This is a genomic window from Paenibacillus sp. V4I9, assembly GCF_030817295.1.
In the GTDB taxonomy this organism is placed as follows: Bacteria; Bacillota; Bacilli; order Paenibacillales; family NBRC-103111; genus Paenibacillus_E.
Genome location: NZ_JAUSZE010000001.1, coordinates 282979 through 298177, shown reverse-complemented (window position 1 = coordinate 298177; position 15199 = coordinate 282979). Strand labels below are relative to the sequence as shown.

8 protein-coding genes, 19 tRNA genes and 3 rRNA genes are annotated in these 15199 nt (G+C 47.3%); 3 read left to right on the top strand and 27 right to left on the bottom strand.

Features of this window, described 5'->3' with window-relative positions; all coding sequences use genetic code 11:
* Positions 1-193 precede the first annotated feature (193 nt).
* Complete coding sequence (locus QFZ81_RS01345; RefSeq protein ID WP_307434807.1) at positions 194-358, top strand: hypothetical protein; 165 nt, start codon at positions 194-196, stop codon at positions 356-358.
* Positions 359-467: 109 nt separating this feature from the next.
* Here QFZ81_RS01345 and QFZ81_RS01340 read toward each other — a convergent pair whose 3' ends face one another.
* Entirely contained in the window at positions 468-1241 is a 774-nt protein-coding gene (locus tag QFZ81_RS01340) for an arylamine N-acetyltransferase family protein (RefSeq protein WP_307434810.1), read from the bottom strand.
* A gap of 213 nt (positions 1242-1454) precedes the next feature.
* On the opposite strand from QFZ81_RS01340, the gene QFZ81_RS01335 reads away from it, so the two are divergent.
* Together QFZ81_RS01335 and QFZ81_RS01330 are read left to right on the top strand one after the other, a co-directional pair.
* Entirely contained in the window at positions 1455-1697 is a 243-nt protein-coding gene (locus QFZ81_RS01335) for a hypothetical protein (protein ID WP_307434814.1), read from the top strand.
* Between the two features lie 17 nt (positions 1698-1714).
* Positions 1715-2104 (top strand): hypothetical protein, encoded by a 390-nt coding sequence (locus tag QFZ81_RS01330; RefSeq protein ID WP_307601169.1) that lies wholly within the window; start codon positions 1715-1717, stop codon positions 2102-2104.
* On the opposite strand, the gene ade is transcribed toward QFZ81_RS01330, so the two are convergent.
* From ade to QFZ81_RS01200, 26 genes are all read right to left on the bottom strand, one after another.
* Positions 2101-3909, bottom strand: a complete 1809-nt coding sequence (gene ade, locus QFZ81_RS01325; RefSeq protein ID WP_307601168.1) for an adenine deaminase — start codon at positions 3907-3909, stop codon at positions 2101-2103. The genes QFZ81_RS01330 and ade overlap by 4 nt on opposite strands.
* Before the next feature lie 839 nt (positions 3910-4748).
* Positions 4749-4819: transfer RNA gene (locus tag QFZ81_RS01320), tRNA-Gly, on the bottom strand.
* 7 nt (positions 4820-4826) lie between these two features.
* Positions 4827-4900 (bottom strand) — tRNA-Pro (locus QFZ81_RS01315).
* Between the two features lie 26 nt (positions 4901-4926).
* Positions 4927-5003 (bottom strand) — tRNA-Arg (locus tag QFZ81_RS01310).
* 8 nt (positions 5004-5011) lie between these two features.
* A tRNA-Gly gene (locus QFZ81_RS01305) sits at positions 5012-5086 on the bottom strand.
* Positions 5087-5125: 39 nt separating this feature from the next.
* A tRNA-Leu gene (locus QFZ81_RS01300) sits at positions 5126-5205 on the bottom strand.
* A gap of 19 nt (positions 5206-5224) precedes the next feature.
* Positions 5225-5297 (bottom strand) — tRNA-Lys (locus QFZ81_RS01295).
* A gap of 10 nt (positions 5298-5307) precedes the next feature.
* A tRNA-Gln gene (locus QFZ81_RS01290) sits at positions 5308-5379 on the bottom strand.
* Positions 5380-5393: 14 nt separating this feature from the next.
* Positions 5394-5475: transfer RNA gene (locus QFZ81_RS01285), tRNA-Tyr, on the bottom strand.
* A 76-nt stretch (positions 5476-5551) separates the two neighbouring features.
* Positions 5552-5627: transfer RNA gene (locus QFZ81_RS01280), tRNA-Thr, on the bottom strand.
* An 18-nt stretch (positions 5628-5645) separates the two neighbouring features.
* A tRNA-Asp gene (locus tag QFZ81_RS01275) sits at positions 5646-5722 on the bottom strand.
* A 31-nt stretch (positions 5723-5753) separates the two neighbouring features.
* Positions 5754-5830 (bottom strand) — tRNA-Met (locus QFZ81_RS01270).
* Positions 5831-5913: 83 nt separating this feature from the next.
* Positions 5914-5989, bottom strand: a tRNA-Val gene (locus QFZ81_RS01265).
* Between the two features lie 80 nt (positions 5990-6069).
* A tRNA-Glu gene (locus QFZ81_RS01260) sits at positions 6070-6144 on the bottom strand.
* Between the two features lie 20 nt (positions 6145-6164).
* A tRNA-Ser gene (locus QFZ81_RS01255) sits at positions 6165-6253 on the bottom strand.
* A gap of 11 nt (positions 6254-6264) precedes the next feature.
* Positions 6265-6338, bottom strand: a tRNA-Met gene (locus tag QFZ81_RS01250).
* Positions 6339-6365: 27 nt separating this feature from the next.
* Positions 6366-6453: transfer RNA gene (locus tag QFZ81_RS01245), tRNA-Ser, on the bottom strand.
* A gap of 78 nt (positions 6454-6531) precedes the next feature.
* A tRNA-Asn gene (locus QFZ81_RS01240) sits at positions 6532-6604 on the bottom strand.
* Between the two features lie 3 nt (positions 6605-6607).
* Positions 6608-6683 (bottom strand) — tRNA-Ala (locus QFZ81_RS01235).
* A gap of 5 nt (positions 6684-6688) precedes the next feature.
* Positions 6689-6765 (bottom strand) — tRNA-Ile (locus QFZ81_RS01230).
* A 55-nt stretch (positions 6766-6820) separates the two neighbouring features.
* Positions 6821-6937: ribosomal RNA gene (gene rrf, locus QFZ81_RS01225) — 5S ribosomal RNA — on the bottom strand.
* A 64-nt stretch (positions 6938-7001) separates the two neighbouring features.
* A 23S ribosomal RNA gene (locus QFZ81_RS01220) occupies positions 7002-9918 on the bottom strand.
* Between the two features lie 297 nt (positions 9919-10215).
* Positions 10216-11757, bottom strand: a 16S ribosomal RNA gene (locus QFZ81_RS01215).
* Together the 16S, 23S and 5S rRNA genes with 19 tRNA genes alongside form the textbook arrangement of a ribosomal RNA operon.
* Positions 11758-12261: 504 nt before the next feature.
* A complete protein-coding gene (locus QFZ81_RS01210; RefSeq protein WP_307601166.1) occupies positions 12262-12501 on the bottom strand; it encodes a hypothetical protein in 240 nt (79 codons plus the stop codon).
* A gap of 312 nt (positions 12502-12813) precedes the next feature.
* Positions 12814-13566 carry a YwmB family TATA-box binding protein gene (locus QFZ81_RS01205; RefSeq protein WP_307434825.1) on the bottom strand — a complete coding sequence of 251 codons (753 nt, stop codon included), beginning with the start codon at positions 13564-13566 and terminating at the stop codon, positions 12814-12816.
* A 65-nt stretch (positions 13567-13631) separates the two neighbouring features.
* The gene (locus QFZ81_RS01200) at positions 13632-15170 is read right to left on the bottom strand and encodes an amino acid permease (protein WP_307601164.1); all 1539 of its coding nucleotides are present in this window, start codon (positions 15168-15170) and stop codon (positions 13632-13634) included.
* Positions 15171-15199 lie beyond the last annotated feature (29 nt).

The following is a 15199-nucleotide window of genomic DNA, read 5'->3' as shown; positions in this document are numbered from 1 at the left end:
TAGACGGGACTTAAATAACAGTCCCTCCGATTGAAAAAAACACTAATTCAGCGTTCTTTTTCGCGTTGTTCTGAAGTAATTTTGCTCGATGCATCAACCATACCCTTTGAACATAATATTAAAATAAAGCGCTTCCAACATCGCTATCGTGGAGAATTTGTAGGAAATATATATAAATAGGGAGTTGATGTCCATGTTCAACCCAAAAGAATGGACCAAACAAATGAAATTCATTCACGGCGTTGCAAGAACTATCTACATCAACAAACACACTGGATTACCAAAGCTAAGTTGTACTTTCACCAAAGAGCAGCAGAAAGAGTTAGAACGTGAAAACAGTAAGTTATCACTTTCGTAATTAGAATCATTTCGGATCAAGTTAGAAAAAGAAAAAGGGACCCCTTTCGGGGTCCTCTTCGACGTTGAATAATGGAAATCCCACTATTAGTACATGACTACGTTAATGATTAATCTAGATGAATACCAAAATGCTCTTGCAGTGCCGCTTTATACTCTTCTTCGTTCTGCGGAATGAAAGTCCTTACCCCGGCGGATGTAAAGATGCGAAACTCTCGGCCTGCCAGTGTATTCCGTCCCTCCAGGGTGCGCTTGGCTACCATTGGGCCTTTGGTAAATATTGAATCCGGGGCGTTCTCACACCAGAATGTCGCAAAAGTGAAATCCTTCGGCAGCTGGGGCTCCTCCGTAAACGAGTAAATGCGGTTCCATTCCTTGTTCTTCTGCTCACATAGCATCCAACCGTAATAGGCATCGCGCTCGAGACGGTAGCACTCTCCTCCTTGATGCTGTTCAAGACCTTCAATCCATGCGATCGGCTTCCTGGGGACGATCCCACCTACTCCGACATCGCACAAGTAAGTCGTGCCTTCTGCTTCAACCTTCAGGACGTGATGACGTCGTTTCGGTGGCGCATTCGGTTCGTCGCGCCAAAATCGAGCAACCAAGTCAGTAACCGGGTAGCCAAGCTCCCGCAGTAACCAGCCGAATAAAGCGTTCAACTCGAAGCAGTACCCACCGCGCCCGCGCACGACTATCTTTTGATATACATCCTGAGGATCCAACGATAAAGCTATGCGGTTCATAATGTCCAAATTTTCGTATGGAACCGTGTGCAGATGACACTCCTGCAGGTCAGCCAGAGTCTTTGCGCTGCCATCGAGCAAACCTTCAAACCCGATACGCTCCAGATAGGACTGAATCTGACTATTTTTACTGAACATGTTGAACAACTCCATCCTTATTTTTTTTCATTGATAGACAAGATCGTGAGATTTAACAACAATATACTTTTAAAAATACCATCATCACCCTATTTCTGCCTCAAATTCCGTTTAACTCTTCATAAAAAGCTTACAAAACGACAACGGTTTTCGAGCGACATTTTAGTTCTAATCCGTTAATCTATGAAAAAAGATTCATAGGAGGGCTAATTTATGATTCAAAACTTAGAGCTATGTATAACGGGATTGTTAATTGTCTCCATCATGTTTCATCTTTTTATAGATATAATCAAAAAGAATAAAATCATTAACTACCCAATTAACTATCCAATTCAAGAAGAGGAATCTATCAAAGTGGTTTACCCACAGTATATCGACTGCAGCCGGAACATTAATCTTTCACTTCTTCCCAAAGAATATCTCTTTACGGATGGGCAGTTTAGTGAGATTCATTAATTTAAGGAGGCCGTACTGTGTCATACAAGGTAATCAGTGATGAAGAGTTGATGCTGCTGCTGTCCCCCACTTACAATAACGAAGAAAATGAGCCATCAGTGAAACCGAAGCTCACCATGAAATTACTATATGAGCTTATAAAGAAGCTTAAGCAAGAGAACATGATGCTTTGCAAGCGTGTAGACGAATTTGAACAGCAATTGAATTTGTTGCATCAGACTCGAGATGAGGTGGCCACCACCCTAGATCTGCCGATTATCGAGGAAACCGGGATAACAGTCGGGACGGAAGCTGAACTCGTTTCCGGCCCCCCGCAAACCATCCTAACCTCCCGCGCCGAACGTCATCCTACTAAAAAGAATAAAAAGAATAAGTCCTTTTGGACCTATTTATTTCGTCCCACTTAATCAATTTCCACTTCAATTAACTTGAACTGTGTAACATCGACAATACCTCGGTTTGAAATCCGAATTTCAGGAATAACAGGTAATGCAATTAATGAGAATGTCATAAACGGGGCGTTCAACGGACAGCCAATTTGTTTCCACGCTTTTTCGAGCTCTGCAACCTCATTAACGACTTCAAGCAATGATTTATCTGACATGAGGCCTGCGATGGTCATCGGTACTTGAGCCAGCACTTCACCGTTCTCTACAACGATCATGCCGCCTCCCATTTTGACAAGCTCATTAGCTGCGAAAGCCATATCCTTCTCATTGATCCCCATAACAATTAGATTGTGACTGTCATGCGCCACTGTAGATGCTGCCGCACCTGCCTTCAATTGAAAGCCATGCGTAAAGCCAAGTGAAATTTGACCCGTTCCACGGTGCCGCTCGATACAGGCTAGACGGATAATATCCTGCTCTGCATCTGGTTGGATGATCCCTTGTTCAACACCTAGTACTGCAGTCATTTTCTCAGTTCTTGCACTGTTTTCAATAATGTTAATGACATTAACCTTCGTCTTATCCTGATTACTGCGACTTACAAGCTTGAAGTCCTCAGCTGTAAGTTCCTGCTTAACGTTCATGGAATTACGGATGTGCTCGGGATAGACGAAATCGGGGAAATCTACCGTGAGCTTGCCATTATCAAAAACAACTTGACCATCGGTAATGACCGTTGAAGGCTCGACCTTCTGTAAATCATCCAGCAATAAAATGTCAGCACATTTACCGGGAGTAATGCTGCCCAAATCTTGCTCCATTTTAAAATAACGCGCCACATTAATCGTTACCATTTGAATCGCGGTTACAGGATCGACACCCTCTTCGATCGCGCGGCGCACCACATGATTGAGATGCCCTTTCTCCACCAAAGTTTGCGGATTTACATCATCCGTGACGAGCGAAATATTGGACGTGCTGACCTTATCTTCGGTTACTACCTTAATGACCTCTTTGACATCATGCCAGGCCGAACCTTCACGAATCATAAGGTGCATACCCATGCGGACTTTGTGAAGACCTTGTTCCCTAGTTACGGTTTCATGATCAGATGTCACGCCGGATGCCGTATAAGCTTGCAGCATACGATCATCATCACTTGGAAAATGTCCTGTGACGGTTTTACCACTCTTGATCGTTTCTTCAATCTCTCCGCACATTTTCGGATCACCGTAAAGGACACCAGGGAAATTCATGACTTCGCCTAGTCCAACCACATTGTCCCACTGCAGTCCTTCTTTAATATCGGTCACTTCTAAGCTTGCACCTGCATCTTCCAAGTCCGTAGTCGCTGGTACGCAGGATGGGAATGTCGTGAATACTTTAAGAGGCAGCTGCTGCCCCTCTTCATGCATCAGCCTTACACCTTCTGTTCCAAACACATTGGCAATTTCATGAGGGTCCATAAAAATCCCCGTTGTTCCTTTGGCTAATGCCGCTTTGGCAAACTGGGTAACGGACAGCATCGTGCTCTCAACATGCATATGACCATCTATTAATCCCGGAGACATATACTTTCCTGTGGCATCGATAATGACCGTTTGAGCCCCAATGGTATGGTCTGCATTCCCTACATACGCAATTCTCCCAGCGGCGACAGCAACATCCATATGCTCAAGTAATTCACCAGAATACACATTAACGAGTGTTCCATTCTTAATGACTACATCGGCAAAAGCTTCGCCTAGTGCAACCTTAGCTAGCGTTCTGCTCACTTCAACTAGCTTATTTCTTTTATTAAGCGTTCTTTTATCTAGAGTCATGGGTTTTGTACTCCTTTATGTATTTTAATTGACATTCTCCGATACGGTGACAAGCGTCACATCCCTCTAAACATTGGTTCACAGAGACCGTCGATTCATTCAACCATCTTGTTCTACATTGAGGTGTCTTAAACCCGAATCCATCGTCATATATGCTCTCTTGAGGCTGCCGGGTAAATGAATCCATATTCTCGGTCGAATGATGTTGTAGAATGTGCAACAATTCTGCCTAGATCCCGCCTGTCCTCCCTCAATGTTGCATAATATACAACAATTCTGCCCGATACAGACGATTTTGCAACAAATGGGCTCAAATTGTTGTACGAACTGCAACTTCAAGTTGCAAAATAGCCTTTAGGCGTACGAATTGTTGTAGATATTACAACATTGGTAACCGCTATAACCCATCTATCTTCACGAAGCTACCGAACAACTCTACAATCGAATTTCGAGTAATGCCAACGAGTTGTGAAAATGAATCGACAGTCTCTCACATGCATTACTTGCATCATTTCACATTAAATTTACCATGAAAATGGTTTTTCTCAAGGGTTGCATGTTACAGCAGAGGATTCCCCATTGCTATTTATTAAATTATACTGAGCGAAGGTCATTCAGATGCAGGTTATCATGGAGGATATATCTAAGACATCAACGGTGACTGGAATACTCCAAATCCTTATTTAAAATGCTTCCTACGGAAGCGGCTAGTGGTATATTTGGACGCGCGTCCTACTTGGGTATATTCTATGATGTCTTCACGGACGGTCGAACCCATACGGCTTCTCTTTCCCGTTCAAACGAAAAAAGACCACCCGAAGGTGGTCTTTTTTCATTGAAGCGGGCGGCGGGAATCGAACCCGCGCGATCAGCTTGGAAGGCTGAAGTTCTACCATTAAACTACGCCCGCACGTCTATCGGGACGACACGATTTGAACATGCGACCCCCTGCTCCCAAAGCAGGTGCTCTACCAAGCTGAGCTACGTCCCGATAAGGTAATAATAACATATGAAAAATGGCGCGCCCTGAGAGATTCGAACTCCCGACCTTTTGATTCGTAGTCAAATACTCTATCCAGCTGAGCTAAGGGCGCATAATAAATGGAGCGGAAGACGGGGATCGAACCCGCGACCCTCGCCTTGGCAAGGCGATGCTCTACCGCTGAGCCACTTCCGCATGGGTACCTCAGGAGTATGAATACTGCTGAGGATTTGATGCGCGTAGAGGGACTTGAACCCCCACGGTCACCCGCTAGATCCTAAGTCTAGTGCGTCTGCCAATTCCGCCATACGCGCATGCTGTAAATAAGGCAAATGAGTCATGTAGGATTCGAACCTACGACACCCTGATTAAAAGTCAGGTGCTCTACCAACTGAGCTAATGACTCAAGTGAAGAACTGGGGATCAAGGATTTGAACCTTGGCATGACGGAGTCAAAGTCCGTTGCCTTACCGCTTGGCTAATCCCCAACATAGTTTGGAAATGGAGGCTGATGGATTCGAACCACCGAACTCGAAGAGAGCAGATTTACAGTCTGCCGTGTTTAGCCACTTCACTAAGCCTCCACATATAAAGCCTTACCGGGCCCCGAAAAAGTAAAAGGCGTTGCTACAAAGCTTTGCTTCACTTTTTTGGGAATTATGGTGCCGTCGAGAGGACTTGAACCCCCAACCTACTGATTACAAGTCAGTTGCTCTACCAGTTGAGCTACAACGGCATATTCATTTATTAAAAATGGCGGAGCTGACGGGATTCGAACCCGCGGTCTCCTGCGTGACAGGCAGGCATGTTAGGCCACTACACCACAGCTCCACACTGTGTAAAACAACTCTCAGAAAGAGTTTGGTTGCGGGGGCAGGATTTGAACCTGCGGCCTTCGGGTTATGAGCCCGACGAGCTACCGGGCTGCTCCACCCCGCGGCATTAAAAGCATAATTTCTTTATAAGCCCCGAAAAAGTAATCGGCGTTGCTACAAAGCTTCACTTCACTTTTTTGGGTAGTATGGTGGAGGCTGACGGGATCGAACCGCCGACCCTCTGCTTGTAAGGCAGATGCTCTCCCAGCTGAGCTAAGCCTCCATAATGGGATGAAGAACTGGGGTCCACGCAAAGTAATCGGAATATGCTTCGTCAGCTATACGTCACTTTGTGGGGAATGGTGGTGACCCGTAGGGGACTCGAACCCCTGTTACCTCCGTGAAAGGGAGGTGTCTTAACCACTTGACCAACGGGCCAAACTTAAAAAAATTACCGACGGAGAGAGAGGGATTCGAACCCTCGCACCACTTACGCAGTCTAACCCCTTAGCAGAGGGTCCCCTTATAGCCACTTGGGTATCTCTCCAATTTATCTAGTAGCGGCAGAGGGGCTCGAACCCCCGACCTTACGGGTATGAACCGTACGCTCTAGCCAGCTGAGCTACGCCGCCATATTGTCTTTCATTTATCTAAAGAAACGGAGAAGGAGGGATTCGAACCCTCGAGACGCTTGTGACGCCTACACGATTTCCAATCGTGCTCCTTCGGCCGCTCGGACACTTCTCCACGGATGTGCTAAAAATTATTGGGGCCCCCAAAAAGTAATCGGAATATGCTAGCATTCTTCACTTTTTGGGGATTTGACTCCCCGAACAGGACTCGAACCTGTGACAACTCGATTAACAGTCGAGTGCTCTACCAACTGAGCTATCAGGGAATATGGTGGAGCCAAGCGGGATCGAACCGCTGACCTCCTGCTTGCAAGGCAGGCGCTCTCCCAGCTGAGCTATGGCCCCTCGTTTGGTGGGCCCTAGTGGACTCGAACCACCGACCTCACCCTTATCAGGGGTGCGCTCTAACCAGCTGAGCTAAGGGCCCTAATGTGTAAAACAGTCTACAGGGCGGCAAAAAAAATACCCACTAGGGGTATTCTGCTTGGCAACGTTCTACTCTCCCAGAACCCTGCGGTTCAAGTACCATCGACGCTGGAGGGCTTAACGGTCGTGTTCGAGATGGGAACGCGTGGATCCCCTCCGCCATCATCACCAAACAGTCAAGCGTGTTTGCGCCTTGAAAACTAGATACGAAACTTGCGTAAAGTAACACTCAGGGTTTTGGTTAAGCCCTCGACCGATTAGTATTCGTCAGCTGCATGCATTGCTGCACTTCCACCTCGAACCTATCAACCTCGTCGTCTACAAGGGGTCTTACATACTGGGAAATCTCATCTTGAGGGGGGCTTCGCGCTTAGATGCTTTCAGCGCTTATCCCCTCCGTACATAGCTACCCAGCGATGCCTCTGGCGAGACAACTGGTACACCAGCGGTACGTCCATCCCGGTCCTCTCGTACTAAGGACAGCTCCTCTCAAATTTCCTACGCCCGCGACAGATAGGGACCGAACTGTCTCACGACGTTCTGAACCCAGCTCGCGTACCGCTTTAATGGGCGAACAGCCCAACCCTTGGGACCTACTTCAGCCCCAGGATGCGATGAGCCGACATCGAGGTGCCAAACCTCCCCGTCGATGTGGACTCTTGGGGGAGATAAGCCTGTTATCCCCAGGGTAGCTTTTATCCGTTGAGCGATGGCCCTTCCATTCGGTACCACCGGATCACTAAGTCCGACTTTCGTCCCTGCTCGACTTGTAGGTCTCGCAGTCAAGCTCCCTTATGCCTTTGCACTCTGCGAATGATTTCCAACCATTCTGAGGGAACCTTTAAACGCCTCCGTTACATTTTAGGAGGCGACCGCCCCAGTCAAACTGCCCACCTGACACTGTCCCCATACCGGATCACGGTACCAGGTTAGAACTCCGATACGATCAGGGTGGTATCCCAACGATGCCTCCACCCAAGCTGGCGCTCAGGCTTCAAAGGCTCCCACCTATCCTGTACAGATCGTACCAAAGTCCAATATCAAGCTGCAGTAAAGCTCCATGGGGTCTTTCCGTCTTGTCGCGGGTAACCTGCATCTTCACAGGTATTAAAATTTCACCGGATCTCTCGTTGAGACAGCGCCCAAGTCGTTACGCCATTCGTGCGGGTCAGAATTTACCTGACAAGGAATTTCGCTACCTTAGGACCGTTATAGTTACGGCCGCCGTTTACTGGGGCTTCAATTCATAGCTTCGGGGTTGCCCCCTAACCACTCCTCTTAACCTTCCAGCACCGGGCAGGCGTCAGCCCGTATACTTCGCCTTGCGGCTTCGCACAGACCTGTGTTTTTGCTAAACAGTCGCTTGGGCCTTTTCACTGCGGCCCCCTCGGGCTATTCACCCTACCGAGGCACCCCTTCTCCCGAAGTTACGGGGTCATTTTGCCGAGTTCCTTAACGAGAGTTCTTCCGCGCGCCTTAGAATTCTCTTCTCACCCACCTGTGTCGGTTTGCGGTACGGGCACCTTCGCCTGGCTAGAAGCTTTTCTTGGCAGTGTGAACTCATGACCTTCGGTACTTAAATTTCCCTCCCCATCACAGCCCAGCCTTACGATGTGCGGATTTGCCTACACATCAGCCTCACTGCTTGGACGAGCATCCATCAGCTCGCGTCACTATCCTTCTGCGTCACTCCATTGCTCATAACGGCTACGGTGGTACAGGAATTTCCACCTGTTGTCCATCGACTACGCCTTTCGGCCTCGCCTTAGGTCCCGACTTACCCTGAGCGGACGAGCCTTCCTCAGGAACCCTTAGGTTTTCGGCGGATCAGATTCTCACTGATCTTTTCGTTACTTATACCGGCATTCTCACTTGTATGCGCTCCACCTGTCCTTACGGTCAGAATTCAACGTACATACAACGCTCCCCTACCCATGCACTAAAGTGCAAGCCATAGCTTCGGTGGCGTGTTTAGCCCCGTTACATTTTCGGCGCAGAGTCACTCGACCAGTGAGCTATTACGCACTCTTTCAATGGTGGCTGCTTCTAAGCCAACATCCTGGTTGTCTGTGCAACTCCACATCCTTTCCCACTTAACACACACTTGGGGACCTTAGCTGATGGTCTGGGCTGTTTCCCTTTTGACAATGGATCTTAGCACTCACTGTCTGACTCCCGGATTTAAGTTTGTGGCATTCAGAGTTTGACTGGACTTGGTAACCCTTGGCGGGCCCCGCACCCAATCAGTGCTTTACCTCCACAACTCAACATCCGAGGCTAGCCCTAAAGCTATTTCGGGGAGAACCAGCTATCTCCGAGTTCGATTGGAATTTCTCCGCTACCCCCACCTCATCCCCGCATTTTTCAACATGCGTGGGTTCGGGCCTCCAGTGAGTGTTACCTCACCTTCACCCTGGACAGGGGTAGATCACACGGTTTCGGGTCTACGTCCACGTACTAAAGCGCCCTATTCAGACTCGCTTTCGCTGCGGCTCCGCCTTTTCAGCTTAACCTCGCACGGGAACGTAACTCGCCGGTTCATTCTACAAAAGGCACGCCATCACCCATATAGAGGGCTCTGACTTTTTGTAAGCACACGGTTTCAGGTTCTTTTTCACTCCGCTTCCGCGGTGCTTTTCACCTTTCCCTCACGGTACTGCTTCACTATCGGTCACTAGGGAGTATTTAGCCTTGGCAGATGGTCCTGCCGGATTCCGACGGGGTTTCACGTGACCCGCCGTACTCAGGATACCTCTAGGGGTTTCGTTCGATTTTGGCTACAGGGCTTTTACCTTCTATGCCGGACCTTTCCAGATCTCTTCGCCTACCGAACTAACCCCATAACGAGGTCCTACAACCCCAAGGAGCAAGCTCCTTGGTTTGGGCTATTCCGCTTTCGCTCGCCGCTACTGACGGAATCACTTTTGTTTTCTTTTCCTCCAGGTACTTAGATGTTTCAGTTCCCTGGGTATGCCTCCAATGCAGCTATGTATTCACTGCATGGTAACTGCGCATTACCACAGCTGGGTTCCCCCATTCGGACATCCCCGGATCAAAGCCTGCTTACGGCTCCCCGAGGCATTTCGTCGTTCGCCACGTCCTTCTTCGGCTCCTAGTGCCTAGGCATCCTCCGTGTGCTCTTTCTAGCTTAACCTAGAAAAAACTTTAAAGATTTATGTGCAATCGTTAGATTGTCACAACCTAAGTTCTTACTTTACGTTTTGTTTCGTTATCTAGTTTTCAAGGAACAACTATGATGCTTCTTCGCTCCGCTTCTCAGCGGCGGAATAACATCTTAACATCTCTTCTATACGTCAGCAACACGTAAATGTTACCAACACAAAAGTGATGTTTGAAAGAGGTTTGCTCTTTCAAAACTGAACACGAGTGAGTAAGCGATTTGTGTACTTACGTACACTTGACTGGTCTTATCAAGACCGAGTCTCCATAGAAAGGAGGTGATCCAGCCGCACCTTCCGATACGGCTACCTTGTTACGACTTCACCCCAATCATCTACCCCACCTTCGGCGGCTGGCTCCCTTGCGGGTTACCCCACCGACTTCGGGTGTTGTAAACTCTCGTGGTGTGACGGGCGGTGTGTACAAGACCCGGGAACGTATTCACCGCGGCATGCTGATCCGCGATTACTAGCAATTCCGACTTCATGCAGGCGAGTTGCAGCCTGCAATCCGAACTGAGATCGGCTTATAAGGATTGGCTCCACCTCGCGGCTTCGCTTCCCGTTGTACCGACCATTGTAGTACGTGTGTAGCCCAGGTCATAAGGGGCATGATGATTTGACGTCATCCCCACCTTCCTCCGGTTTGTCACCGGCAGTCATCTTAGAGTGCCCACCCAAAGTGCTGGCAACTAAGATCAAGGGTTGCGCTCGTTGCGGGACTTAACCCAACATCTCACGACACGAGCTGACGACAACCATGCACCACCTGTCTCCTCTGTCCCGAAGGCCTACGATATCTCTACCGTATTCAGAGGGATGTCAAGACCTGGTAAGGTTCTTCGCGTTGCTTCGAATTAAACCACATACTCCACTGCTTGTGCGGGTCCCCGTCAATTCCTTTGAGTTTCACTCTTGCGAGCGTACTCCCCAGGCGGCATACTTACTGTGTTAACTTCGGCACCGAGGAATCGAATCCCCGACACCTAGTATGCATCGTTTACGGCGTGGACTACCAGGGTATCTAATCCTGTTTGCTCCCCACGCTTTCGCGCCTCAGCGTCAGTTATAGGCCAGAAAGTCGCCTTCGCCACTGGTGTTCCTCCACATCTCTACGCATTTCACCGCTACACGTGGAATTCCACTTTCCTCTCCTACACTCAAGTCAACCAGTTTTGGATGCGAACCGGGGTTGAGCCCCGGGCTTAAACACCCAACTTAATTAACCGCCTGCGCGCGCTTTACGCCCAATAATTCCGGACAACGCTTGCCCCCTACGTATTACCGCGGCTGCTGGCACGTAGTTAGCCGGGGCTTTCTTCTCCTATACCGTCACACAAAGAGCAGTTACTCTCCTTGCTGTTCGTCTAGGGCAACAGAGCTTTACGATCCGAAAACCTTCATCACTCACGCGGCGTTGCTCCGTCAGACTTGCGTCCATTGCGGAAGATTCCCTACTGCTGCCTCCCGTAGGAGTCTGGGCCGTGTCTCAGTCCCAGTGTGGCCGTTCACCCTCTCAGGTCGGCTACGCATCGTCGCCTTGGTAGGCCGTTACCCTACCAACTAGCTAATGCGCCGCAGGCCCATCTATAAGCCACAGATTGCTCCGTGTTTCATAATTCTCTCATGCGAGAAAACCAGTTATCCGGTCTTAGCTATCGTTTCCGATAGTTATCCCGATCTTATAGGCAGGTTACCTACGTGTTACTCACCCGTCCGCCGCTAACTTATCCCGAAGGATAAGTCCGCTCGACTTGCATGTATTAGGCACGCCGCCAGCGTTCGTCCTGAGCCAGGATCAAACTCTCCATAATAGTAAAACTATCTGAAAGCTTAATTGCTCATTTGCGTTGCTAGCGAGATTTTGCAATCTCTTTTTGAACGATTTCTCGTTCGTGCTTACTCACTCGTTGTTCAGTTTTCAAAGATCAATTTCTTTCGTTCACTGCCGTGTTACCGAAGCAGCGAGAAGTAATATACCATACTGATTTTTATTTTGCAACTAGTTTTTTTCTAGTTACTTTCACCAGCCTGTCTTGCGGCCGGAGTGATAATATAACATGGATTACAAACACATAGCAATGTTTTATTTTTCCAATTACAAAAAAGTTTCTAAGGTTGATTCTTACCTACTCTTATAACATCTCCCTACTAATGAATCCTTATAACAAAAAACACATGCTGCTTAAGCACGTGTTCATTATACTCATCATTTTGAACGCAATCGTCAAACCGATTAATGTTTAGTAATCCGAAAACAAAGGCATTATAATTTTGTTCACTATAGTTAGAAGCTTCTTCAAAAAGCGCTCAGCAGTTCATTCAGCAGCTGCTTCAGTTTCCATTAAACGCTCATGAACAACATAACTGTTAACAATGGCTGCTGCAAACGTTGCCCGGTTGTTTCGAAAGTAATGAAATAAAATGCGAGCTTCTGTACACTCTTCATCATATTGCGAAAAGTTGAAGAAATCGTCATCTACCCATCCCTCACTACGCAGGCTTTCAATCGATTCTGCAATTAGACTAGGGATGACCGGCTTTGTTATCGTTGTCATATTCCCACTCCTCGGAGTATATTCAGATACCGTTTATTACCCGTTTTTGCCCACATCAGAAAACAATAGCGATTATTTATAATAACGGGATTATTGGATGGCAGGATCGGCTTTTTTGGATTGGCTTTTTTCAGCATGTTAAGATCACCTCCTTGTTTACTTTCTTATGTACTTGTTATTCATTTGTATTTGTTACTCATTCTAACCAATCTATTAATCTATTAAACCTGATATAACTATTAATTTTGATCCCGTCCAAAAATAGAAACAAATAAAAAAGGAGCAGCTTGACTGCACCTTCACACTATATTTTCAATATTCCATTGTTATGATTGGAGTACCTACGGTTAATCGCAACTTGCCCGTCGTAGATTCTTCATGCAAAGCAACCTGCAGATTTACCGTTTGGTTATCACTCTTAATAGAAGATTGGAACTCTCCAGAAGCTAGTGAAGCACTTACCGTGTTCTGGTCTTTGTAGCTTTCTACAATTTTACCTTTAAAAGCTAGAGCTATTGTATTTACCAGCTCTTCGGAGCTCTCTTGACTAGACTGTTCTTGCCCATTTACATAACCTTGCACCATAACATTCCATTGGCCATTTATACCTAGCTTCTTCAATTGTTTGCCCGCTTGATCTTGCCACTTAACCAACTCCGACTGTTCAGCTTCATGAGAAGCGTCTAATCGCAAGACGACATAGCACGCCGATTGTCCCTGTGGACTAGCCACTGTTACGGTGACGACCGCTCCGGGTACAACCTCAGATTTCGCTGTATAGGTCGGATGTGAATTGGATTCACTCAACACTTCAGCCTGAGAAATTCCAAAAGCGCGGGACAGTTTCTTCCCAGTTTGCAGCATATCCTGAGGTACACCATTGCACGTTCCGTAATTGCCTGTATATTTGAAGGTTATTTGATTCTCATTCATCATGTACGGTTTAACTGTGTTCAATAACTGAAGGGCTTCTTGCTCACCTTGCGCATCGGCATGACGAACCCACCCAAAAATAATGCTTATAATGGACATACAAATGATCGATAATAACCAAGATTTCTGCATATAAAAAGGCACCTCTTTACTAGAATCTTAATCTCTAGTAAAAGGATGCCCAAATCTAGCAAATGTTAAACAGAGGAGGTTTTCTCAAGCTCTTTTTCTCGTCGTACGATTTCTTCCATGGAAGTGTTAAGTGCGGCCTGCGGACCAGGGAAGTGATTTTTATAATAAGCCAAATCCATAACGATCAGAAGAATCAGCATCCCAGCTACGGCATAGCCGGCCATTTGATTCGGAGGGATGACCATGACGATACAGATGAAAAAGATCCACAAAAGCGCGACTACAGAAATGAACGTGCTGTATTTTCCGAGATTCCACGGACCTAGATGCTTATCTTGAAATCTGCCTTCCGCTTTGGCTCTCAGCTTGAGATAGATCGGAATGCCGTAAGCCACATATAAGCCCACAACACTGACCGCAGTTAGGAACGCAATCGTCGTGTAAGTCGCATCCGGATTCACCATTTTGATGATGTAGTCGATGAAAGCGAGCAGGAACGAAAGAATAATGGCCAGCCAAATGGCTTTGGCAGGTGTACGGTATTTCTTCGAAATTTGCGCCCATTGATGGCTCAGCGGCATCCCTTTGTCACGAGAGAAGGCATACATCATACGTGAGAAGGAAGTGATAGAAGCTAGACCGCAGAACCACATCGCGGCGGTGACCAGCCATAGGATAACTGATCCGAATGTCCCACCAAGTGCTTGGCTGATGACATAGATGAACGCATTGCTTGAACCGGCAGCTGCACCGGCATCCTTGATGGACAAGGTAACAAAAGCAAGCATTACGAATCCAATGACAAACGAATAGGCAACGGATGTGAAAATACCCCAAGGTGCTCGCACACGAGGGTTGATAGTCTCTTCGATCGTATGAGCGGAGGCGTCGTAACCCGTAAATGTCCACTGCGCTTGCAAAAGTCCGATTAGAAAAGCAAACATATACGGTTTATCCGAGAACGTTTCGCCCACTTTGAACAAATAATCAACAGGATTCAAGTTGCCTTTGGTGAAAAAGGCAAGTGACAAAACCAGCACCGCCACCACAGCAATATGGTACCACGCCGAGAAATCGTTCAGCTTAGAAACGATACGAATCCCGATATGATTCAGAATACCATGCGTAAGTAGTATGATCGTGAAACAAAACAACACGGTTGTATTACTGGATTCATAACCGAATACACTCGCGATGAGCGGATCGGCGAATAGCGCTACCGAATAATCGATTCCAGCCACAATCCCGATTTGGCCGATCAGATTGATCCAGGCGGTGTACCAGCCCCAGCGTTTGTTTTTCAAAATAGCCGCCCAATGGTACAAAGCGCCAGCCGTCGGAATGGCCGAAGCAAGCTCAGCCATAACTGCCGCGACGAACATTACAAAAAGGGCGACGATCGGCCAGCCAAAGCCCATCATGCCCGCTCCGCCATAGGTTAATCCGTGGCCGTATAACGATACAGCGCCAGTAAGAATGGAAATGATGGAGAACGAAATCGCGAAATTGGAAAATCCGCCCATACTACGCAGTAGTTCCTGGGCATAACCGAACTTGTTTAAATCACTTTTGTCTTTTTCATGATGATTGGAAGGGTTGCTCATCTTTGATCCTCCTCATCAAATAGATACGA

Bases quoted from the DNA above. Each gene is read 5' to 3' on its own strand.
- QFZ81_RS01340 (WP_307434810.1), bottom strand. From the start codon at position 1,241: ATGTTCAGTAAAAATAGTCAGATTCAGTCCTATCTGGAGCGTATCGGG.
- QFZ81_RS01335 (WP_307434814.1), top strand. From the start codon at position 1,455: ATGATTCAAAACTTAGAGCTATGTATAACGGGATTGTTAATTGTCTCC.
- QFZ81_RS01345 (WP_307434807.1), top strand. From the start codon at position 194: ATGTTCAACCCAAAAGAATGGACCAAACAAATGAAATTCATTCACGGC.
- QFZ81_RS01205 (WP_307434825.1), bottom strand. From the start codon at position 13,566: ATGCAGAAATCTTGGTTATTATCGATCATTTGTATGTCCATTATAAGC.
- ade (WP_307601168.1), bottom strand. From the start codon at position 3,909: ATGACTCTAGATAAAAGAACGCTTAATAAAAGAAATAAGCTAGTTGAA.
- QFZ81_RS01210 (WP_307601166.1), bottom strand. From the start codon at position 12,501: ATGACAACGATAACAAAGCCGGTCATCCCTAGTCTAATTGCAGAATCG.
- QFZ81_RS01200 (WP_307601164.1), bottom strand. From the start codon at position 15,170: ATGAGCAACCCTTCCAATCATCATGAAAAAGACAAAAGTGATTTAAAC.